Raw genomic sequence first — 20,005 nt, forward strand, 5'->3', positions numbered from 1 at the left:
CCATGGCCCGCCGCGTCCACACCAAGATTGGCCCAGCCTTGCGGGACTGGACCACCTGGGTCTCCGTCACCATCGGCGGTGCAATGGCCGCCTTGTCGCCGCTGCTCGACGACCCATGGTCGCGCCGCTTGCAGATCGGGGCCGTGCTGGTCGGCCTGCTCGGCACCCTGATCAAGGGGCCTCAACCCAAGGAGTCGGATCATGCCGATGCTGCCTAACCCCAGGATCATTCTTGGCGGCTTGCTGGCCATCATCGGCGCCGCCCTCGGTGGATACTTCTATGGCCAGCATGTGGAGGCCTTGACCTGGGAGGCTGCCATTGCCGCCCAGAAGGTCGAGGCGGCCACGATCCTGCAGGCTGAAACCGAACGGGCCGTTGCGGCCGAGCGCGCTTGGCGGCGCGTCAACGACGAGATGGAGATTTCCCATGCGAAAGGACAAGCGGCCCTCGACCAGGCCTATGATGATGCTCGCCGCTCTGCCGCTGCTGGCGGCGGCCTGCGCGACCCCGGACGTGGGAAAGGTGGTGGTCGCTCCGTGCCCACCGCCACCGGCGCCGCCTGCCTTTGTCAGGATGGAGCCACCGCGCCCCGACTTTCTGCTGAGGCTGAGGACTTTCTTTGGCGCTTCGCCCGAGATGCCGACGCCGCCGCCCAGTTCGCCAGCGAGTGCCGGGCCTGGGCAATGACGTCCGGAGATCATCCTGCGCCGCCTTCAGGGATCTCAACGGGCCGGAGGCCGGGAGAATGATGACCATCCTGCGGATTGCCCTGCTGGCCTTGCGGTCCGGCTGGTGCTTCCAGCGATCACGGTTGGGGTTGTTAGGCAGTGGATGACGGAGAGGATGTGCCGCGCCTAATCCCCGCACCCTATTCGAATTTGAATGCTAGATTCTCGCGGGGCATGACGACGCCGACCACAATGACACAGAGCGCTTCAACCCTGAGCTTCAGAATTAGCGGGAATGTCGTAGGGTGTTTTCCGGGGACATAGTCGACGTAGGCATAGATGCCAACTTTCGCTGCCCAATGCGTGTCATCCTCGGCATATTTACATGCGGTGTCGAATGAGTGCCGCAGCCCCGCATGCCCCGCCCTTGATTGAGCATTCACCCAGCTGGCCACAGCATCATGCTGGTGAAGAACCCAGGTCGCCATTACGATGCAGCGAAGAAGGATTCGAATGCAAAGGCGACATCACGCTTGCGCGTCCTGCGCGGCCTCAGCTTTTCTGCCAACTTCACCTTAAACCAATCTCGGATCAGCGCTTGTGGGATATGGAGGTTTTCCCTCTCTTCGGCATCAGCCGAATTCCAAACTTGGCTCCACGGAGATCCGGGTGCGTGGGTTAGGTCAACCAGCGCCGATGTTGGCATCTTACCATAATGAGACCAAACGTCGTCGATCACCCGTTTGGCTCCGGCCGACAGCACGCGCTCGGCATCGGTTATAGGCATCATTGGCAGTGGATTGGCGCCCAGGAATCGGAACCGATGGCGAAGCTCCCTCACAACGGGGCCAAACTCATAAGCGTAGATATCTTCCCGGAATAACTCACCATCGGCCAAGGCCAAATGCCAGCCCTGGCACAGATAAACGAGCTTTTGCAGTCCGAGTTGGGTCAGGGCCTCGCCGTTGGGCTTGTTGCCCTTCATGATCATGTAGTCAGCGACGAGATCTATGTTCACCGAACCGCCTCCGCAGGGGCAAAAATTGCGGGAAGAATTATACCTAAAAGTGCGGTCCCGGTCTACCTGTCCTCGTCCACCATCCGCGCTGCCATTAGCCGTGGCGAGTTGGATCTGGTGCCCGGCGAGCTGCTTTTTTGGTCTTCGGTGGCGGAGTCAAGCTGCCCGGCCTGATCGCCCGACGCGAAGCAGAGGTGGAGTTGTGGCGGCGGTGATCCGGGCGGCTTGTTCTCTTGCGCGGCGGAGGCTGTGGCGATTATGCGGGATAATCGTTTGAGCAAACGCCGTTGGCTTTTATTCCCCGAAACCCGCAGAAATGACTCGCGAAACCGTTATCTTGTGCGGGCCGTGGTCTATGATTTATGCGGTGTTGGAGGTCAGCGCCACTCGTTTACACCGAGAGGGTCGGCGGTTCGATCCCGTCACCGCCCACCAAGCCTAGCGGCAAGACCTAATTCCGGTATCAGGCGAACAGGCTGAGAATGCTTGGGGTGGCGGCCGAGTGGCCCTTGGCGGTGCGGCCGTAGCCGGCCGCGTTGGCGGCACGGGCGTTGTCCAGCGCCAACTGCACCGATGCCAGGGCGCTTCCCGGCTTTGGGGCCGATGAGCGGGCCTCGTTAATCTTGTCATACGCCTCGATACCGGGATTGGCCTTGGCGGGCGAGGTCAACCCGCTGGCGGCCTGGAGCTGGTAGGTGGTGAGCTGGGTCTGCCCCACCGCCTGGGCGATGGTGCCGACCGCCTTGCGCAGCGATTCCAGGTCGGTCACCTCGATGGCCTTGCCGTCCTTGTCGGTCAGTCCCAGGGACTGGGAGTCCTGTCCCCGGCTAGTGATGTTCACCTTGGTGCCGTCGGAAGTGGAAACGGTGACGCCGCCGGGGTTGGAGGCCAGCAGGTTGGTGTCGCCGACCTTGGCGCTGTCGGTCTGCTTGTTGATGCTCGCCACCGCATCCTTGATCTGCTGGTTGATGGCCTTGACCTGATCGGTGGTCAACTCCGTTCCCGGCTGGGTGGCGGCGGAAAGCTGCTCTTGCAGTTTGGAGAGTTCGGTGAACTGGTTGGTGGAGGCGGTGATCCCCTTGGAAACCGCTTCGGCCCCGGTCTTGGCGCCAACCTCCTTGCCACGCGGCGTATCGCCGGTGGTGGTCGAGGTCCGCGCCAGCCCTGGCCTGGAATCGAAGGTGACGGTTTTGGTCGCAGCCGTCGGCCGCACGGGCAGTGCGGAACTGGTGGAGGGGAAAAGCGCAGAAAAACCGACCATCATGGGTTCTCCCATCGAAGGAATAGCCACATTAACTCCATGTTTACTTTCTGGCAATCACGGTCATTACCTACCCGCCGATGCCCATTATCGGCGCGGCCGGTAGAACCGACCCGACGCTCCCACCCGGTCCAGGACGTAGTGCTGGCGCAGCGCCTCGAAGGCCTCGGGCTGGAAGTCCACGTAACGGGCGGGGATGCCGCGGGTTCCCGGGATGTCGTCCTCGGGATGGGGCGGCGGATCGGTGATCTGCACCACCGCGATCTCCTGGCGCTCCAGCATGCCGGTCAGGGTATCGGTGGGCAGCCGGCCGAAGGTCATGGCCTGCATCATGTTGACCGGGTCGTAGAAGGCGGGCTTGCCCGCCCTCAGGCAGACCAGATGGGAATGACACAGCGCGGTGCCGGGGATGGCCGCCACATAGGCCACATCCTCCGCGAACATTTTTTCCCGTTCGTCCATGTCGCCCAGCAGTTCGACACCCAGGCGGCCCAGGCAGAAGGGAGAATAGAAGATGATCCCGGCATGGATGGCCAGGGCCAGGGCGGCGCGTGCCCGGGGGATGCCGACCAGATGCGGCGCCAGCCCGGCCCCCATGGACAGGGCCACCAGCACGTCGAAGAAGACGTTGATATCGGTTCCGGCCCCACCCGAGAAAAAGATGGCCAGGACCCAGGCGATGCCCAGCTGCGCCAGCACAAGGCGGGCGGGCCGCTGCTTGCGGGCGTGGAGCAGCGCCAGCCCGACCACCGCCATGGCGGCCTGGACCTGACCCAGCACCTCGATGGTGAACAGGAAGGCGCGGGCCTCCTCCCAGGTGCGGCGGGCCAGTAACTGGGTGAAGAAGGCCGGACCCGCCAGGCCCCAGACCACGGCGAAGGCCAACCCCGCCAGCACCGCGCCCGAGGCCAGATAGGCGGCGCGGCTGCGGGCATTGCCCCGGATCAGGACGTCCAGGCTGACCAGCAGCGGAATGCAGACGACGCTGTGCTTGGTCATCACCCCCAGGGCGAACAGCCCGGCGGTGACCACGGCGCGCCGGGCACCGGGTGGCCCCGCCAGATGGACGGCGAGGCCGAGGCTCATCAGGGCGAGGCCGAGGAATTGCGGATTGTCCTTGCCCACATAATCGACGCCCAGGGTGCTGAACAGGCCGACGCAGGTGACGGCGCCGAACAGGGCGTCGAGGCGCGAGCCGCCGCCCGAGCGCACCACCGAGGCCACCGACAGGCAGATGGCGGCGAAGGCGAGCAGCGATACCCAGCGGCCAACCATGACCACGTCGCCCAGCAGCGCCGACAGCCAGCCCACCAGATAAAAGGACAGCGGCGGGTAGTTGTTGAAGAAGTAGGGCGAGCCACCGTCGTAGAGCGATTGCCCGGCCAGGGCGCGGAGCTGGTGATAGGCGTTCCAACCCTCGGTATTGTCGATCTCGAAGGTGAAGGCCATGCGGGCCAGCGGATAGGCCAGCAGCAGCGCCGCCAATCCGCCGAGACCGAGGACCGTCAGGCGATAGGACCGCTGACCGGAGGCGGCATCCGGCTGGCCTGATTTGATCATGAAACCCGGTTTCCCCCAGAGTGCGACGTCGGGTCCGTCCCAGTGCGCGGATATATTAAGACGATGCAACGTGCATCCGAATATATCCGCGCACAACCCATTGATATTGTGGTCCGATCCAGACAGACGGCTCTTGCCGATAACCCTCCGTCTGGATCGGACCACCAGGGCTGCTTCCCACATTTTCCGCAGCACAGGCAAGCGGAAAAAGCTGGGATGGCCGGGCTTGTTCGCTTGACAGGCCCTGGGGGGTGGATTACACCCCTCCTACCCACGCGGGTGGCCGCGGAGGGGGTGTAGCTCAGTTGGTTAGAGCGCCGGCCTGTCACGCCGGAGGTCGCGGGTTCGAGCCCCGTCACTCCCGCCATCCCGCCTCCAGTCCGGTTCCTTCGCGAGGGGCGAGGTGGACCGGAGCGGGTCCGTTTGTGTTTGTCTGTTGCAGGAGGGGGCTCCTCATTCGACCTTCGCGATTCGTCGCCTGATCCCCCCGATCCGCCTTGGCATGATTCTAATTGCCTTGCGCGGAGCCCGGCCGATGCGGATTATGCGGCGAGACGGATGTCGATGATGGCCTCCGGTTGGAAGACCTCTTGAGCTAGGGCAGGAACGATGGAAGCTTGGCTGCTCGAATATCTGCCGATCCTGATTTTCCTCGGCATCGCCATCGTGATCGCGGCGATCTGCATCGGGGCGTCGTGGATCGTGGCCCGCCAGAAGCCCGACACCGAAAAGGCCTCGGCCTATGAATGCGGCTTCGACGCCTTCGGCGACGCCCGTTCCAAATTCGAGGTGCGGTTCTATCTGGTCGCCATCCTCTTCATCATCTTCGACCTGGAAGTGGCCTTCCTGTTCCCCTGGGCGGTGACGCTCGGCAAGATCGGCCTGTTTGGCTTCTGGTCCATGATGGTGTTCCTGGCCGTGCTGACCATCGGCTTCATCTATGAATGGCGAAAGGGAGCCTTGGAATGGGAGTGAACCCGTCCTCCAGCGGTATCATGACGCCCGACCACGCGGCGCCGCTGCCTCCCGGCGCGGCGCAGGACGCGTTGCTGAAGGCCGTCACCACCGAGATTTCCGACAAGGGCTTCGTGCTGGCCTCGGTCGACGCGGTGGTCAACTGGGCGCGGACCGGCAGCCTGTGGCCCATGACCTTCGGTCTGGCCTGCTGCGCCGTGGAAATGATGCATGCGGGCTGTTCGCGCTATGACATGGACCGCTTCGGCGTCGTGTTCCGCCCCAGCCCGCGCCAGTCCGACCTGATGATCGTGGCGGGCACCCTGACCAACAAGATGGCCCCGGCTCTGCGGCGCGTCTATGACCAGATGGCCGAGCCCCGCTGGGTGATCTCCATGGGGTCGTGCGCCAATGGCGGCGGCTATTATCACTATTCCTATTCGGTGGTTCGGGGCTGCGACCGCATCGTGCCGGTGGACATCTATGTTCCGGGCTGCCCCCCATCCGCCGAGGCGCTGATGTACGGCATCCTGCAGTTGCAGAAGAAGATCCGCCGCACCGGCTCCATTCTCCGATAGCGCCTGAACGAGGGACGGCCCAAAGATGACGCAAGCGCTGAAGGATCTGGGTGAGTACATCGCCCAAGCCCTGCCCCAGGACGTGCTGGGCACCGAGGTCAACCGCTGCGGCGAGTTGGTGATCGAGGCTCGCGCCGCCTCCATCGTGAAGGTGGCCACCTTCCTCCGCGATGATACCGGCTGCCTGTTCAAGCAGCTGATGGATGTCTGCGGTGTCGACTGGCCGGGGCGCGAACAGCGCTTCGACGTGGTCTACAACTTCCTGTCCATGAAGCACAATCAGCGCGTCCGGGTGAAGGTCGCCACCGACGAGGAGACCCCGGTCCCCTCCGTCACCGGCGTTTTCAGCTCGGCGGGCTGGTTCGAGCGCGAGGTGTGGGACATGTACGGCGTGACCTTCTCGGGCCACCCCGACCTGCGCCGCATCCTGTCGGATTACGGCTTCGAGGGCCATGCCCTGCGCAAGGACTTCCCGCTGACCGGCTATGTGGAAATGCGCTACGACGACGAGGCCAAGAAAGTGGTCTACGAGCCGGTGAAGCTGACCCAGGATTTCCGCAGCTTCGATTTCCTGTCCCCCTGGGAAGGTCCGGGCCTGCTGCCCGGCGATGAGAAGGCGAGCTGAGATGGCCGAATCCCAGATCCAGAACTACACCATCAATTTCGGTCCGCAGCATCCGGCCGCTCACGGCGTGTTGCGCCTGATCCTGGAGATGTCGGGCGAGGTGGTCGACCGCGCCGATCCCCATGTGGGTCTGCTGCATCGCGGCACCGAGAAGCTGATCGAACACAAGACCTACATGCAGGCGACGCCGTATTTCGATCGCCTGGACTATGTGGGCACCATGAACCAGGAGCATGCCTTCGTGCTGGCCACGGAGAATCTGCTGGGCATCGACATTCCGCTGCGCGCCAAGTTCATCCGGACGCTCTATGACGAGATCGGCCGCATCCTGAACCATCTGCTTAACGTCACCGCCTTCATCTTCGACGTGGGCGGCATGACGCCGCTGCTCTACGGCTTCGAGGAGCGCGAGAAGCTGATGGAGTTCTACGAGCGGGTCTGCGGCGCGCGGCTGCACGCCAATTACTACCGCATCGGCGGCGTCTCGGCCGATCTGCCCGACGGGCTGATCGAGGACATCGCCGCCTGGTGCGAGACCTTCCCGGCCGTGCTCGACGACATCGAGACCCTGGCCACCGAGAACCGCATCTTCAAGCAGCGCGTGGTCGATATCGGCACCGTGACAGCCGAACAGGCGCTGGACTGGGGCTTCACCGGTCCCAATCTGCGCGCCTCGGGCATCGCCTGGGACCTGCGCAAGTCGCAGCCCTACGAGGTCTACGACCAGATGGATTTCGACATTCCGGTGGGCAAGAACGGCGACGGCTACGACCGCTATCTGGTCCGCGTGCTGGAAATGCGCGAATCCGTCAAGATCATGAAGCAGTGCATCGCCAAGATGCCCGGCGGCCCGGTCAAGGTGGAAAGCGCCAAGATTTCGCCGCCGCCGCGCGCCGAGATGAAGCGGTCCATGGAATCGCTGATCCACCACTTCAAGCTGTTCACCGAGGGCTTCCACGTCCCGGCCGGCGAGACCTATACCGCCATCGAGGCCCCCAAGGGCGAGTTCGCGGTCTATCTGGTCTCGGACGGCACCGGCAAGCCCTATCGCTGCAAGATCCGTCCGCCGGGATACGTCCATCTGCAGGCGCTGGAAATGATGTCCAAGGGACACATGCTGGCGGATGTGGTGGCCAATATCGGCTCCATCGACATCGTTTTCGGCGAGATCGACCGATGAGTGACATGACCTACGAACCCGAAAGCTTCGCCTTCACTCCGGAATACCTGGAAAAGGCCAAGGCCTTCGTCGCCAAATACCCCGCCGGGCGCCAGCAGAGCGCGGTGATGCCGCTGCTCGACTTGGCCCAGCGCCAGGAAGGCTGGGTCAGCCGCGCCGCCATGGAAGTGATCGCGACCATGCTGGACATGGCCCCGATCCGGGTGGAGGAGGTGGCCACCTTCTACACCATGTACAACCGCAAGCCGGTGGGTAAGTTCCACGTCCAGGTCTGCACCAACCTGCCTTGCATGCTGCGCGGCTCCGACGACGTGGTCGCGGCGGCCAAGGAAGCGCTGGGCGTCGGTTTCGGCGACATGACCAAGGACGGGCTGTTCACGCTGTCCGAGGTGGAATGCCTGGGCGCCTGCGTCAACGCGCCCATGATGCAGATCAACGACGACTACTACGAGGACCTGACCGCCGAGACCACCAAGGCGGTGCTGGAGGCCTTCAAGCGGGGCGAGACGCCGAAGCCCGGCCCGCAGAACGGCCGTCAGTTCTCGTGCCCGGCCGGTGGCCCTACCAGCCTGACCGAGTTGAAGTTCGAGGGGGGGAAGGCCTGATGCTGCGCGACTCCGATAGGATCTTCACCAATCTCTACGGCATCCACGACTGGACCCTGAAGGGCGCGCGCTCGCGCGGCGACTGGGACAACACCAAGGCGATCCTCGACAAGGGCCGCGACTGGATCATCGACGAGATGAAGAATTCCGGTCTGCGCGGCCGTGGCGGCGCCGGTTTCCCCACCGGCGTCAAGTGGTCATTCATGCCCAAGACCGAAGGCCCCCGGCCGCACTACCTCGTCATCAACGCCGACGAGGGTGAGCCCGGCACCTGCAAGGACCGCGAGATGATGCGGTTCGACCCCCACAAGCTGATCGAGGGCGCGCTGATCGCCTCCTTCGCCATCGGGGCGCATGCGGCCTATATCTATATCCGTGGCGAGTTCGTGCGCGAGGCCGAGCATCTCAACCACGCCATCGACGAGGCCCGCGCCGCCGGTCTGATCGGCCCCAATGCCTGCGGTTCGGGCTGGGACTGCGAGGTCTATGTCCATCGCGGCGCCGGGGCCTATATCTGCGGCGAGGAATCGGCGCTGATCGAAAGCCTGGAAGGCAAGAAGGGCCAGCCCCGCCTGAAGCCGCCATTCCCGGCGGGTGTCGGCCTCTATGGCTGCCCCACCACCGTCAACAACGTGGAATCCATCGCCGTCGCCCCCACCATCCTGCGGCGCGGCGCCTCCTGGTTCGCCGGTCTGGGCAAGCCCAACAACACCGGCACCAAGGTTTTCTGCATCTCCGGCCACGTCAACACCCCGTGTAACGTGGAAGAGGAGATGGGCATTCCGCTGAAGGAGCTGATCGAGAAGCATGCCGGTGGCGTGCGCGGCGGTTGGGACAACCTGCTGGCCATCATCCCCGGCGGTTCCTCGGTGCCCATGCTGAACAAGCAGCAGTGCGAGGAAGTCACCATGGACTTCGACGCGCTGCGCGCCATGCGCTCGGGTCTGGGCACGGCGGCCGTGATCGTGATGGACAAGTCCACCGATCTGGTGCGCGGCATCGCCCGGCTGTCCAAGTTCTACTGGCATGAAAGCTGCGGCCAGTGCACGCCCTGCCGCGAAGGCACCGGCTGGATGGCCCGCATGATGCAGCGGATGATCACCGGCAATGCCGAACTGTCGGAAATCGACCTGCTGGAAGAGATTTCCAAGCAGATCGAAGGCCACACCATTTGCGCCCTGGGCGACGCGGCCGCCTGGCCGGTCCAGGGTCTGATCCGCACCTTCCGTCCCGAACTTGAGCGCCGCATCCTTGAGCGCCAAGCCAAGACCCGCGCGGCCTGAGAAGAGAGAAGACGGCAATGCCCAAGCTGACCATTGACGGCAGGGAAATCGAGGTCGAGGCCGGAGCCACCATCATCCAGGCCGCCGATCTGCTCGGTATCGAGATCCCCCGCTTCTGCTACCACGAACGCCTGGCCATCGCGGGCAACTGCCGCATGTGCCTGGTGGAAGTGGAAAAGATGCCCAAGCCGGTGGCGTCCTGCGCCATGCCGGTGGGCGAAGGCATGGTGGTGAAGACCAATACCCCGGTGGTGCGCAAGGCGCGCCAGGGCGTGATGGAATTCCTGCTGCTGAACCATCCGCTGGACTGCCCCATCTGCGACCAGGGCGGCGAGTGCGACCTGCAGGACCAGGCCATGGCCTATGGCTCCGACAAAAACCGCTGCCAGGAAGGCAAGCGCGCCGTGCCGGACAAGGATTACGGCCCGCTGGTCCAAACCATGATGACCCGGTGCATCCAGTGCACCCGTTGCGTCCGCTTCATCTCGGAAATCGCCGGTACTCCGGTGCTGGGCGGCCTGGGCCGGGGCGAGCATCTGGAAATCACCCGCTATGTCGGCGCGGCGGTGTCCTCGGAACTGTCGGGCAATCTGATCGATCTGTGCCCGGTGGGCGCCCTGACCAACAAGCCCGCTTCCTATACCTACCGCTCGTGGGAACTGAAGAAGACCGAGAGCATCGACGTCATGGACGCGCTCGGCGCCTCCATCCGGGTCGACACAAGGGGCAACGAGGTCATCCGCGTCCTGCCCCGCGTCAATGAGGACGTCAACGAGGAATGGCTGTCGGACCGTTCGCGCTTCGCCGTGGACGGCCTCAAGCGCCAGCGCCTCGATCGTCCCTATGTCCGCAAGGACGGCAAGCTGGTGGCGGTGACCTGGCCAGAGGCCCTGGCCGCCGTGGCCGCCAAGCTGAAGGGTCTGAACGGCTCGCAGATCGCCGCCATCGCCGGTGATCAGGCCGACGCCGAATCCCTGCTGGCCACCAAGGACCTGCTGGCCGCCCTGGGCTCGGCCAATCTGGATTGCCGCTCCGACGGCGCCAAGCTGGACGCGAGCGTGCGCGCCTCCTACCTGTTCAACAGCACGGCGGCCGGCATCGAGCAGGCCGACGCCCTGTTGATCATCGGGTCCAATCCCCGCAAGGAGAACCCGGTCCTCAATTCGCGCATCCGCAAGCGCTGGCAGAAGGGCGGTTTCAAGATCGCCCGCATCGGCCACAAGGGCGACCTGACCTACCAGTATGAGCATCTGGGCGACCAGGCCTCGATCTTGAAGGACATCGCCGAGGGCAAGCATCCCTTCTTCGAGGTGCTGAAGAGTGCCGCCAAGCCCGCCCTGATCATTGGCCAAGGCGCGCTGACCCGCGCCGACGGCGCCGTGATCCTGGGCCTCGCCCGCAAGCTGGCCGATGCCGCCGGTCTGGTGAAGGATGGCTGGAACGGCTTCAACGTGCTGCACACGGCGGCCGCCCGCGTCGGCGGTCTCGATCTCGGCTTCGTGCCGGGCGCCGGGGGCAAGGATACCGCCGCCATCGTCGACGGCGCCGCCAAGGGCGAGGTCAAGGCCCTGGTCCTGCTGGGCGCCGACGACATCGACATGAAGGGCCTGGGTGACGCTTTCGTCGTCTATGTGGGCACCCATGGCGATGCCGGGGCGCACCGGGCCGATGTGATCCTGCCCGCCGCCGCCTATACGGAAAAGAGCGCCACCTACGTCAATCTCGAGGGCCGCGCCCAGCAGACCCGCCTGGCGGTGTTCCCGCCCGGCGAGGCCAAGGAAGACTGGCGCATCGTCAAGGCCCTGGCCGAGGCGTTGGGCAAGTCGCTGCCCTATGACAGCCTGAAGGCGATCCGCCAGCGTCTGGCCCAGGCCGCGCCCGCCTTCGCCGCCATCGGCGAGGTCACCCCCGCCGCCTGGGGTGCCGCTTTCGGCGCCGAGGGCGCGCTGGGCGACGGCGCCCTGGTGAGCAATATCGACAATTTCTACATGACCGACCCGATCAGCCGCGCCTCCAAGACCATGGCGGAATGCACGGCAGCCTTCGGCGGTGGTTGCAACCACAAGCACAAGAAGACGGGGACCCATGGTTGATCTTCTGGCCGGGCTGCTGCCCCCCTTCCTCTGGCGTCTGATCGTCATCGTCGTTCAGATCGTCGCCATCGTCCTGCCGCTGCTGATCGCGGTGGCCTACCTCACCTATGCCGAGCGCAAGGTGATCGGCGCCATCCAGCTGCGCAAGGGACCCAACGTGGTTGGCCCCTTCGGCCTGCTGCAGCCCATGGCCGACGGCCTGAAGCTGTTCGTGAAGGAGCTGATCCTCCCCACCTCCGCCAGTCCGGCGGTGTTCATCGGCGCGCCGATGATCACCTTCCTGCTGGCCCTGGTGGCCTGGGCGGTGATCCCCTTCGACAAGGGCTGGGTGCTGGCCGACATCAATGTCGGCGTGCTCTACGTCTTCGCCATCTCGTCCCTGGGCGTCTATGGCATCATCATGTCGGGCTGGGCGTCCAACTCCAAATACGCCTTCCTGGGCGGTTTGCGTTCGGCGGCGCAGATGGTGTCCTACGAGGTCTCCATCGGCTTCATCATGATCTCGGTGTTGCTGACCGCGGGCTCGCTGAACCTCTCGACCATCGTCGAGGCCCAGGCCAACAGCGTGTGGTACATCGTGCCGCACCTGCCCATGTTCTTCCTGTTCCTGATCTCCGGCCTGGCCGAGACCAACCGCGCCCCCTTCGACCTTCCCGAGGCGGAAGCCGAGCTGGTGGCGGGCTACAACGTCGAATACTCGTCCATGGCCTTCGCCCTGTTCTTCCTGGGTGAATACGCCAACATGCTGCTGATGGGGGCCATGACCTCCATCCTGTTCCTGGGGGGCTGGCTGCCGCTGCCCGGCCTGGCCTGGCTGCCCATTCCGGGCGCGCTGTGGCTGATCCTCAAGATCTGCTTCGTGATGTTCATCTTCCTGTGGGTTCGCGCCACCTTCCCGCGCTACCGCTACGACCAGCTGATGCGGCTGGGTTGGAAGGTGTTCCTGCCGTTCTCGCTGTTCTGGCTGGTGCTGACCGCGGGCGTGCTGACCGCCTTCGACCTGCTGCCGAACAAGGGCTAAGGAGAGAGAAACGATGTCGTTCCTTGACCGCACCGCCCGCGCATTCCTGATGGTCGAGCTTTTCCAGGGCTTGGCGGTGACGTTGCGCTATTTCTTCAAGCCCAAGGTCACCATCAACTATCCCTATGAGAAAGGCCCGCTGAGCCCGCGCTTCCGCGGCGAGCACGCTTTGCGCCGTTACGCCAATGGCGAGGAACGCTGCATCGCCTGCAAGCTGTGCGAGGCCATCTGCCCGGCCCAGGCCATCACCATCGAGCCCGAGCCCCGCGCCGATGGGTCGCGTCGGGCGCGCCGCTACGATCTCGACATGACCAAGTGCATCTATTGCGGCTTCTGCCAGGAAGCCTGCCCGGTGGATGCCATCGTCGAGGGCCCCAACTTCGAGTACGCCACCGAGACCCGGGCCGAGCTCATGTACAACAAGGCGAAGCTTCTCGCCAACGGCGACCGCTGGGAGGTCGAACTGGCCTACCGGCTCGCCGCCGACGCGCCGTACCGGTGACAGGGGAAAAGGCATGTTCACGGCTCTGATCTTCTACATGTTCGCGAGTATCGCCATCGCCTCGGGCGTGATGGTCATCTCGTCGCGCAATCCGGTGCATTCGGTGCTCTGGCTGATTCTCGCCTTCTTCAACGCGGCGGGCCTGTTCCTGCTGTTGGGAGCCGAGTTCCTCGCCATGGTGCTGGTGATCGTCTATGTGGGCGCTGTGGCGGTGCTGTTCCTGTTCGTCGTGATGATGCTCGACATCAACATGGTCGAACTTCGGGAAGGCTTCCTGCAATACCTGCCCACCGGCGCCCTGATCGGCGTGGTGCTGCTGGTGGAACTGCTGGCCATGTTCGGTGGCTGGGCCTTCGCGCCCGATATCGACGCCCTGATCAAGGCGCCGACGCCGACCCTGGACCAGGCCAGCAACACCGTGGCGCTGGGCAAGATCATCTATACCAATTACGTCTACCTGTTCCAGGCATCGGGTCTGGTGCTGCTGGTCGCCATGATCGGCACCATCTTGCTGACCCACCGCAAGCGCACCGGCGTGCGCAAGCAGGTCGTCGCCGACCAGGTGAACCGCTCGACCAGTTCGGTCGAGCTGCGCAAGGTGCAGACTGGGAGGGGCATCTGATGTTCGAGATCGGTCTCGCCCACTATCTGTCGGTGGCCGCCGTCCTGTTCACGCTGGGTGTGATGGGCATCTTCCTCAATCGCAAGAACGTCATCATCATCATGATGTCGATCGAGCTGATGCTGCTGGCGGTCAATATCAACTTCGTGGCGTTCTCCTCCTACCTGAACGATCTGGTGGGCCAGGTTTTCGCCATGTTCATCCTGACCGTGGCCGCGGCGGAAGCCGCCATCGGCCTCGCCATCGTCGTCGTCTTCTTCCGTAACCGCGGTTCAATCGCGGTGGAAGAAATCAGCCAGCTCAAGGGGTAAGCGGGATGATCACTGCAACCGTATTCCTTCCGCTGCTGGGTGCCGCCGTCGCTGGCCTGCTGGGCCGCTTCATCGGCGACCGGGGCGCGCAGATCCTGACCTGCGGCCTGCTGCTGATCTCGGCCGTGCTGGCGGGCCTGATCTTCCAGACCGTGGCGCTGGGCCACCAGCCCCAGACCGTGGTCATCGCCGACTGGATCACGTCGGGCACCTTCAACGTGGCCTGGACCCTGAAGGTCGACACCCTGACCGCCGTCATGCTGATCGTGGTGACCTGGGTCTCGGCGGCGGTGCATGTCTACTCCGTCGGCTATATGAGCCATGACACCTCCATCGCCCGCTTCCAGAGCTATCTGTCGCTGTTCACCTTCGCCATGCTGATGCTGGTGACCTCGGACAATCTGGTGCAGATGTTCTTCGGCTGGGAAGGCGTCGGTGTCGCCTCCTACCTGCTGATCGGCTTCTGGTACGAGAAGCCCTCGGCCTCGGCCGCCGCCATCAAGGCCTTCGTGGTCAACCGCGTCGGCGACTTCGGCTTCGCGCTCGGCATCTTCGGCGTCTACTTCATGTTCGGCACCGTCGGCTTCGACGCCATCTTCGCCGCCGCGCCGGACAAGGCCGCCGCCACCGTGACCTTCTTCGGGGTCGAGTGGCACGCCATCACCATCTGCTGCCTGCTGCTGTTCGTGGGTGCCATGGGCAAGTCGGCCCAGCTGGGCCTGCACACCTGGCTGCCCGACGCCATGGAAGGTCCGACGCCGGTTTCCGCCCTGATCCACGCCGCCACCATGGTGACCGCCGGTGTGTTCATGGTGGCCCGCATGAGCCCGCTGTTCGAATTCTCCGACACCGCCCTGACCGTGGTCACCGTGGTCGGCGCCGCCACCGCCATCTTCGCGGCGACGGTGGGCTGCGTCCAGAACGACATCAAGCGGGTGATCGCGTATTCCACCTGCTCGCAGCTGGGCTACATGTTCTTCGCCATCGGCGTGTCGGCCTATCAGGCCGCCATTTTCCACCTGATGACCCACGCCTTCTTCAAGGCCTTGCTGTTCCTGGGCGCCGGTTCGGTGATCCACGCCATGAGCGACGAGCAAGACATCCGCCGCATGGGCGGCATCTGGAAGCACGTCAAGGTGACCTGGGTGCTGATGTGGATCGGCTCTCTGGCCCTGGCCGGTATCCCGGTCTTCGCGGGCTACTATTCCAAGGACACGATCCTGGAAGCCGCCTGGGCATCGCACAGCATCGCCGGTCAGGGCGCCTATTGGCTGGGTTGCACCGCCGCCTTCCTGACCGCCTTCTACTCGTGGCGCCTGCTGCTGCTCACCTTCCACGGCCGTCCCCGCGCCGACGAGCATGTGATGGCCCATGTGCATGAGAGCCCGGCGGTGATGCTGATCCCGCTGCTGTTCCTGGCGTTGGGCGCCGTGTTCGCCGGTTGGCTGGGCTATGACCTGTTCGTCGGCCACCACAACGCCGAGTTCTGGGGCAAGTCCATTCTGGTCACCGCCGCCCATCCCTCCCTGGAAAACGCGCATCATGTGCCGTCCTGGGCGGCGCTGCTACCGACGGTGGTGGCGGTGTCGGGCATCGCCCTGGCCTATCTGCTCTACTCCTTCGCTCCCGGCATCCCGGGCGCGCTGGCCAAGGCTTTCCAGCCCATCTACCTGTTCCTGCTGAACAAGTGGTACTTCGACGAGCTCTACGACAAGATCTTCGTCAAGCCCGCCTTCAAGCTGGGCAAGGGCTTGTGGCAGGGGGGCGACGGCGCCCTGATCGACGGCGTCGGCCCCGACGGGGTGGCCGCCGGAACGTTGGCGGTGGCGAGGAAGGTGGGTCGCATGCAAAGCGGCTACCTCTACCACTATGCCTACGCGATGCTGATCGGCGTGGCGGTGTTCGTCACCTGGTATGTTTTCAACGCGCGCTGACGACGAGGAAGACGTCAAATGAACGACTGGCCCCTTCTCTCGCTGACGACGTTCCTGCCTTTGCTTGGCGCGTTGTTCATCCTTACCATCCGCGGCGAGACCGAGGTGGTGGCGAGAAACGCCCGTGCGGTGGCGTTGCTGACCTCCATCGCGACCTTCATCATCTCGCTGTTCATCGCGGTGAAGTTCAACGGCGCCTCGCCGGACTTCCAGTTCAAGGAAACCGCCCTGTGGTTCCCCGGAACCACCATCGCCTATTCCATGGGCGTCGATGGCATTTCCATGTGGTTCGTGATCCTGTCCACCTTCCTGACGCCCTTGTGCATCCTGTCATCCTTCGGCGGCGTGACGGTGCGGGTCAAGGAATACATGGTCGCCTTCCTGATCCTGGAAACCATGATGGTGGGCATGTTCTGCGCCCTCGATCTGGTGCTGTTCTACATCTTCTTCGAAGCCGTCCTGATCCCGATGTTCATCATCATCGGCGTCTGGGGCGGAGCGCGGCGCGTCTATGCCGCCTTCAAGTTCTTCCTCTACACCCTGGCCGGGTCGGTGCTGATGCTGCTGGCCATGCTGGTGATGTATTTCGAGGCCCACACCACCGACATCCCGTCGCTGATGGCCCATTCCTTCCCCTTCGCCATGCAGCAGTGGCTGTGGCTGGCCTTCTTCGCCTCCTTCGCGGTGAAGGTGCCCATGTGGCCGGTGCACACCTGGCTGCCCGACGCCCACGTGGAAGCGCCCACCGCCGGTTCGGTGATCCTGGCGGGCGTGCTGCTGAAGATGGGCGCCTACGGCTTCATCCGCTTCTCGGTGCCCATGCTGCCGGACGCCTCGGTCTACTTCACGCCGCTGATCTACACCCTGTCCATCGTGGCGGTGATCTACACCTCGCTGGTGGCGCTGGTGCAAGAGGACATGAAGAAGCTGATCGCCTATAGCTCGGTGGCCCATATGGGCTACGTGACCATCGGCATCTTCTCCATGACGGTGCAGGGCGTCGAGGGCGCCATCTACCAGATGCTGTCCCACGGCGTGGTCTCGGGCGCGCTGTTCCTGTGCGTCGGCGTGGTCTATGACCGCATGCACACCCGCGAGATCAACCGCTACGGCGGTCTCGCCACCCGCATGCCGAAATACGCCGCCGTGTTCATGCTGTTCACCATGGCCTCGGTCGGCCTGCCCGGCACTTCGGGCTTCGTCGGCGAGTTCCTGGTGCTGCTGGGCGCCTTCCAGGTCAGCAGCTGGGTGGCCTTCTTCGCCGCCACTGGTCTGGTGCTGGGTGCCGCCTATATGCTGGTGCTCTACCGTCGGGTGGTGTTCGGCCGCCTGACCCGGGACGACCTGAAGACGATCCTCGACCTCGACATGCGCGAGATCGCGGTATTCGTGCCGCTTATCCTGGTGGTGATCTGGATGGGCGTGCAACCCAACACCTTCATCGACCCCATGCATGCCTCCGTGGCTAAGCTGATCGACAATTACGAGCTCGCGCGGGCCGCCCACGAGGGCCTGTCGGTCGCGGCGCGTTGAGGGAGGCACTGACGTGATCAAGACTCTCGACCTCGTCCCGGTCCTGCCGGAAATCTTCATGGCGGTGGCCGCCCTGGCGCTGCTGATGCTGGGCGTCTTCCGCAAGGAGGACAACACCAGGCCGATTTCCGTGCTGGTGATCCTGGTCCTGGGCGCCACCATGATGCTGGTGTCGTCGCTGGGCGGCGAACGCCATCTGGCCTTCAACGGTCTGTTCGTGGCCGATCGCTTCTCGGGCTTCGCCAAGGCGCTGATCTTGCTGGCCTCGGCCTTCTCGGTGGCCATGTCGCTGCAATACTTGGAGAAGGAGCGGGTGTCCCGCTTCGAGTATCCGGTGCTGGTGCTGCTGGCGACCCTGGGCATGATGATGATGGTTTCGGCCAACGACTTCATGTCGCTGTATCTCGGCCTGGAACTGCAGAGCCTGTCGCTCTACATCCTCGCCGCCTATCAGCGCGACTCGCTCAAGTCCACCGAGGCGGGCCTCAAGTATTTCGTGCTCGGCGCCCTGGCCTCGGGCCTGCTGCTGTATGGCGTCTCGCTGCTCTACGGCTTCGCGGGGACCACCAACTTCGACGGGCTGCACAACGTCTTCGCCGGTGGCCATGGCCACGCGGTCAAGCCGGGCCTGGGCATCATCGCCGGTCTGGTCTTCGTGGTGGCGGGCCTGTCCTTCAAGCTGTCGGCGGTGCCTTTCCATATGTGGGCGCCCGACGTCTATGAAGGCGCGCCCACGCCGGTGACCTCGTTCTTCGCGGTGGCCCCCAAGATCGCGGCGGTCTGCCTGTTCGTGCGTGTCCTGACCGGGCCGTTCGGCGATCTGGCCGACCAGTGGCGCCAAGTTGTGACCTTCATCGCCATCGGTTCCATGTTCGTCGGCGCCTTCGGTGCCGTGGTCCAGACCAATATCAAGCGTCTGATGGCCTATTCCTCCATCGGCCATGTGGGCTTCATCCTGGTGGGTGTGGCCGCCGGGGGCGAGTTGGGCATCCAGGGTGTGCTGATCTATCTGGCCATCTATCTGTTCATGAATCTGGGCGCCTTCGCGGTGATCCTGTCCATGCGCCAGAAGGGCCGTCTGGTGGAAGACATCAACGATCTGGGCGGTCTGTCCAAGACCAACCCGGCCATGGCCTTCATCATGGCGGTGCTGATGTTCTCCATGGCGGGCGTGCCGCCGCTGGCCGGGTTCTGGGGCAAGTTCTACGTCTTCATGGCGGCCATCGAGGCGCATCTCTACACCTTGTCGGTGCTGGGTGTGCTGTCGTCGGTGGTGAGCGCCTTCTACTATCTGCGCATCATCAAGATCATCTATTTCGATGAGTGCTCCGAGCCGCTCGACCGTCCGGTCGGCCGATCCATCGCCCTGGTCATGGCGGTGTCCACCCTGGTGGTGCTGGCCTTCACCTTCGTTCCGGCGCCGCTGGTGACCGGTGCCAAGGCGGCGGCCGCGGTCCTGTTCCCCGCCGCCGGATGACCAGCGGCATCCTGCCCGCGCCGTTCAGCCTGATGCGGCTGGACAGCGTCGGCAGCACCAATGACGAAGCAAGGCGGCTGGCGCTTGACGGCGCCGCCGCCGATCTTCTTGTGGTGACGGCCAAGTGCCAGACCGCCGGGCGCGGCCGTCGCGGTCGGGTCTGGCAGAGTCCGCCCGGCAATCTCCATATGTCGGTCTTGATCCGGCGCAGCCGGGACTTGGCGGCATCGGCCCAGATCGGATTCGTCGCCGCCCTGGCCCTGGCCGAGGCCCTTGCCGAGCTGCTGCCCGGGGCCGATTTTCGCTGCAAATGGCCCAACGACGTCCTGGCCACCCCCGGCGGCAGCGCCGGACCTGCCGCGCCATACCGGAAAGTCGCGGGTATGCTGCTGGAGACCGAGGGCAACGACTGGCTTGTGCTGGGGCTGGGCGTGGACGTGGTCGAGGCGCCGCCGCCGGGCGAGGCCTTGTTCGCGGCGGTCTCCCTGGCCGATCTGGGCTGGAACGGTGATGCCGATGGCGTGCTGGCGGCATTTTGCGAGCGGTTCGGTCCCTGGCTGTCCGCCTGGCGGGCCGAGGGCTTCGCCGCCATCCATCCCGGTTGGCTGGCGCGCGCCCGGGGATTGGGCGAGCCGGCGGTGGTGCGGTTGGACAAGGAAACCTTGACCGGTCTCTTCACCGGTCTGGACGAGGATGGCGCCCTGATCCTGGACCAGGGCAATGATGGCACCCGTCGGATCATGGCCGGCGACGTGTTCTTTCCGGGGTAGGAGGAATCC

20 protein-coding genes and 1 tRNA gene are annotated in these 20,005 nt (G+C 64.5%); 18 read left to right on the top strand and 3 right to left on the bottom strand.

Features of this window, described 5'->3' with window-relative positions:
• The first annotated feature begins 2 nt into the window (after positions 1 to 2).
• Positions 3 to 218, top strand: coding sequence for a hypothetical protein (locus A6A04_RS03515; protein WP_156612454.1), 216 nt, complete (start codon positions 3 to 5; stop codon positions 216 to 218).
• Positions 202 to 750 (top strand): hypothetical protein, encoded by a 549-nt coding sequence (locus A6A04_RS03520; protein ID WP_068489965.1) that lies wholly within the window; start codon positions 202 to 204, stop codon positions 748 to 750. Before A6A04_RS03515 ends, A6A04_RS03520 begins: the two co-directional genes overlap by 17 nt.
• 406 nt (positions 751 to 1,156) lie before the next feature.
• On the opposite strand, the gene A6A04_RS03525 is transcribed toward A6A04_RS03520, so the two are convergent.
• From A6A04_RS03525 to A6A04_RS03535, 3 genes are all read right to left on the bottom strand, one after another.
• The gene (locus A6A04_RS03525) at positions 1,157 to 1,687 is read right to left on the bottom strand and encodes a Panacea domain-containing protein (protein WP_068489966.1); all 531 of its coding nucleotides are present in this window, start codon (positions 1,685 to 1,687) and stop codon (positions 1,157 to 1,159) included.
• A 463-nt stretch (positions 1,688 to 2,150) separates the two neighbouring features.
• Positions 2,151 to 2,951, bottom strand: a complete 801-nt coding sequence (locus A6A04_RS03530; RefSeq protein WP_068489968.1) for a hypothetical protein — start codon at positions 2,949 to 2,951, stop codon at positions 2,151 to 2,153.
• 84 nt (positions 2,952 to 3,035) lie between these two features.
• Positions 3,036 to 4,508: an ArnT family glycosyltransferase gene (locus tag A6A04_RS03535; protein WP_068489971.1), complete on the bottom strand. Its 1,473-nt coding sequence runs from the start codon at positions 4,506 to 4,508 to the stop codon at positions 3,036 to 3,038.
• 290 nt (positions 4,509 to 4,798) lie between these two features.
• Here A6A04_RS03535 and A6A04_RS03540 point away from each other — a divergent pair.
• From A6A04_RS03540 to A6A04_RS03615, 16 genes are all read left to right on the top strand, one after another.
• Positions 4,799 to 4,875: transfer RNA gene (locus tag A6A04_RS03540), tRNA-Asp, on the top strand.
• A 242-nt stretch (positions 4,876 to 5,117) separates the two neighbouring features.
• On the top strand, positions 5,118 to 5,483 hold the full coding sequence (locus A6A04_RS03545; RefSeq protein ID WP_068489974.1) for an NADH-quinone oxidoreductase subunit A: 366 nt from the start codon (positions 5,118 to 5,120) through the stop codon (positions 5,481 to 5,483).
• A complete protein-coding gene (locus A6A04_RS03550) occupies positions 5,474 to 6,040 on the top strand; it encodes a NuoB/complex I 20 kDa subunit family protein (protein WP_068489976.1) in 567 nt (188 codons plus the stop codon). Before A6A04_RS03545 ends, A6A04_RS03550 begins: the two co-directional genes overlap by 10 nt.
• A 25-nt stretch (positions 6,041 to 6,065) precedes the next feature.
• A complete protein-coding gene (locus A6A04_RS03555; RefSeq protein ID WP_068489978.1) occupies positions 6,066 to 6,665 on the top strand; it encodes an NADH-quinone oxidoreductase subunit C in 600 nt (199 codons plus the stop codon).
• Position 6,666: 1 nt separating this feature from the next.
• On the top strand, positions 6,667 to 7,845 hold the full coding sequence (locus A6A04_RS03560; protein ID WP_068489980.1) for an NADH-quinone oxidoreductase subunit D: 1,179 nt from the start codon (positions 6,667 to 6,669) through the stop codon (positions 7,843 to 7,845).
• On the top strand, positions 7,842 to 8,450 hold the full coding sequence (gene nuoE / locus A6A04_RS03565) for an NADH-quinone oxidoreductase subunit NuoE (protein WP_068489982.1): 609 nt from the start codon (positions 7,842 to 7,844) through the stop codon (positions 8,448 to 8,450). Before A6A04_RS03560 ends, nuoE begins: the two co-directional genes overlap by 4 nt.
• Positions 8,450 to 9,733: an NADH-quinone oxidoreductase subunit NuoF gene (gene nuoF / locus A6A04_RS03570; RefSeq protein ID WP_068489983.1), complete on the top strand. Its 1,284-nt coding sequence runs from the start codon at positions 8,450 to 8,452 to the stop codon at positions 9,731 to 9,733. Before nuoE ends, nuoF begins: the two co-directional genes overlap by 1 nt.
• A 17-nt stretch (positions 9,734 to 9,750) precedes the next feature.
• The gene (gene nuoG, locus A6A04_RS03575) at positions 9,751 to 11,826 is read left to right on the top strand and encodes an NADH-quinone oxidoreductase subunit NuoG (protein ID WP_068489986.1); all 2,076 of its coding nucleotides are present in this window, start codon (positions 9,751 to 9,753) and stop codon (positions 11,824 to 11,826) included.
• Positions 11,819 to 12,847, top strand: coding sequence for an NADH-quinone oxidoreductase subunit NuoH (gene nuoH, locus A6A04_RS03580; protein ID WP_068489987.1), 1,029 nt, complete (start codon positions 11,819 to 11,821; stop codon positions 12,845 to 12,847). Before nuoG ends, nuoH begins: the two co-directional genes overlap by 8 nt.
• 13 nt (positions 12,848 to 12,860) lie before the next feature.
• Positions 12,861 to 13,349, top strand: coding sequence for an NADH-quinone oxidoreductase subunit NuoI (gene nuoI, locus A6A04_RS03585; RefSeq protein ID WP_068489989.1), 489 nt, complete (start codon positions 12,861 to 12,863; stop codon positions 13,347 to 13,349).
• A gap of 13 nt (positions 13,350 to 13,362) precedes the next feature.
• Positions 13,363 to 13,971, top strand: a complete 609-nt coding sequence (locus A6A04_RS03590; protein ID WP_068489991.1) for an NADH-quinone oxidoreductase subunit J — start codon at positions 13,363 to 13,365, stop codon at positions 13,969 to 13,971.
• Entirely contained in the window at positions 13,971 to 14,282 is a 312-nt protein-coding gene (nuoK, locus tag A6A04_RS03595; protein ID WP_068489993.1) for an NADH-quinone oxidoreductase subunit NuoK, read from the top strand. The genes A6A04_RS03590 and nuoK overlap by 1 nt, the downstream gene beginning before the upstream one ends.
• Before the next feature lie 5 nt (positions 14,283 to 14,287).
• The gene (gene nuoL, locus A6A04_RS03600) at positions 14,288 to 16,216 is read left to right on the top strand and encodes an NADH-quinone oxidoreductase subunit L (RefSeq protein ID WP_068489994.1); all 1,929 of its coding nucleotides are present in this window, start codon (positions 14,288 to 14,290) and stop codon (positions 16,214 to 16,216) included.
• Positions 16,217 to 16,234: 18 nt separating this feature from the next.
• Complete coding sequence (locus tag A6A04_RS03605) at positions 16,235 to 17,749, top strand: NADH-quinone oxidoreductase subunit M (protein WP_068489996.1); 1,515 nt, start codon at positions 16,235 to 16,237, stop codon at positions 17,747 to 17,749.
• A 13-nt stretch (positions 17,750 to 17,762) separates the two neighbouring features.
• Positions 17,763 to 19,226, top strand: coding sequence for an NADH-quinone oxidoreductase subunit NuoN (gene nuoN, locus A6A04_RS03610; protein WP_082914664.1), 1,464 nt, complete (start codon positions 17,763 to 17,765; stop codon positions 19,224 to 19,226).
• Entirely contained in the window at positions 19,223 to 19,996 is a 774-nt protein-coding gene (locus tag A6A04_RS03615; RefSeq protein WP_156612455.1) for a biotin--[acetyl-CoA-carboxylase] ligase, read from the top strand. The genes nuoN and A6A04_RS03615 overlap by 4 nt, the downstream gene beginning before the upstream one ends.
• Positions 19,997 to 20,005: the final 9 nt, after the last annotated feature.

The organism is Paramagnetospirillum marisnigri (assembly GCF_001650715.1).
GTDB lineage: Bacteria > Pseudomonadota > Alphaproteobacteria > Rhodospirillales > Magnetospirillaceae > Phaeospirillum > Phaeospirillum marisnigri.

Coding starts and splice junctions, on each gene's coding strand:
- A6A04_RS03545 (WP_068489974.1), top strand. CDS start 5,118: ATGGAAGCTTGGCTGCTCGAATATCTGCCGATCCTGATTTTCCTCGGC.
- A6A04_RS03550 (WP_068489976.1), top strand. CDS start 5,474: ATGGGAGTGAACCCGTCCTCCAGCGGTATCATGACGCCCGACCACGCG.
- nuoH (WP_068489987.1), top strand. CDS start 11,819: ATGGTTGATCTTCTGGCCGGGCTGCTGCCCCCCTTCCTCTGGCGTCTG.
- A6A04_RS03520 (WP_068489965.1), top strand. CDS start 202: ATGCCGATGCTGCCTAACCCCAGGATCATTCTTGGCGGCTTGCTGGCC.
- A6A04_RS03515 (WP_156612454.1), top strand. CDS start 3: ATGGCCCGCCGCGTCCACACCAAGATTGGCCCAGCCTTGCGGGACTGG.
- A6A04_RS03535 (WP_068489971.1), bottom strand. CDS start 4,508: ATGATCAAATCAGGCCAGCCGGATGCCGCCTCCGGTCAGCGGTCCTAT.
- A6A04_RS03530 (WP_068489968.1), bottom strand. CDS start 2,951: ATGATGGTCGGTTTTTCTGCGCTTTTCCCCTCCACCAGTTCCGCACTG.
- nuoL (WP_068489994.1), top strand. CDS start 14,288: ATGATCACTGCAACCGTATTCCTTCCGCTGCTGGGTGCCGCCGTCGCT.
- nuoI (WP_068489989.1), top strand. CDS start 12,861: ATGTCGTTCCTTGACCGCACCGCCCGCGCATTCCTGATGGTCGAGCTT.
- nuoG (WP_068489986.1), top strand. CDS start 9,751: ATGCCCAAGCTGACCATTGACGGCAGGGAAATCGAGGTCGAGGCCGGA.
- A6A04_RS03560 (WP_068489980.1), top strand. CDS start 6,667: ATGGCCGAATCCCAGATCCAGAACTACACCATCAATTTCGGTCCGCAG.
- nuoF (WP_068489983.1), top strand. CDS start 8,450: ATGCTGCGCGACTCCGATAGGATCTTCACCAATCTCTACGGCATCCAC.
- A6A04_RS03615 (WP_156612455.1), top strand. CDS start 19,223: ATGACCAGCGGCATCCTGCCCGCGCCGTTCAGCCTGATGCGGCTGGAC.
- A6A04_RS03555 (WP_068489978.1), top strand. CDS start 6,066: ATGACGCAAGCGCTGAAGGATCTGGGTGAGTACATCGCCCAAGCCCTG.
- nuoE (WP_068489982.1), top strand. CDS start 7,842: ATGAGTGACATGACCTACGAACCCGAAAGCTTCGCCTTCACTCCGGAA.
- nuoK (WP_068489993.1), top strand. CDS start 13,971: ATGTTCGAGATCGGTCTCGCCCACTATCTGTCGGTGGCCGCCGTCCTG.
- A6A04_RS03590 (WP_068489991.1), top strand. CDS start 13,363: ATGTTCACGGCTCTGATCTTCTACATGTTCGCGAGTATCGCCATCGCC.
- A6A04_RS03605 (WP_068489996.1), top strand. CDS start 16,235: ATGAACGACTGGCCCCTTCTCTCGCTGACGACGTTCCTGCCTTTGCTT.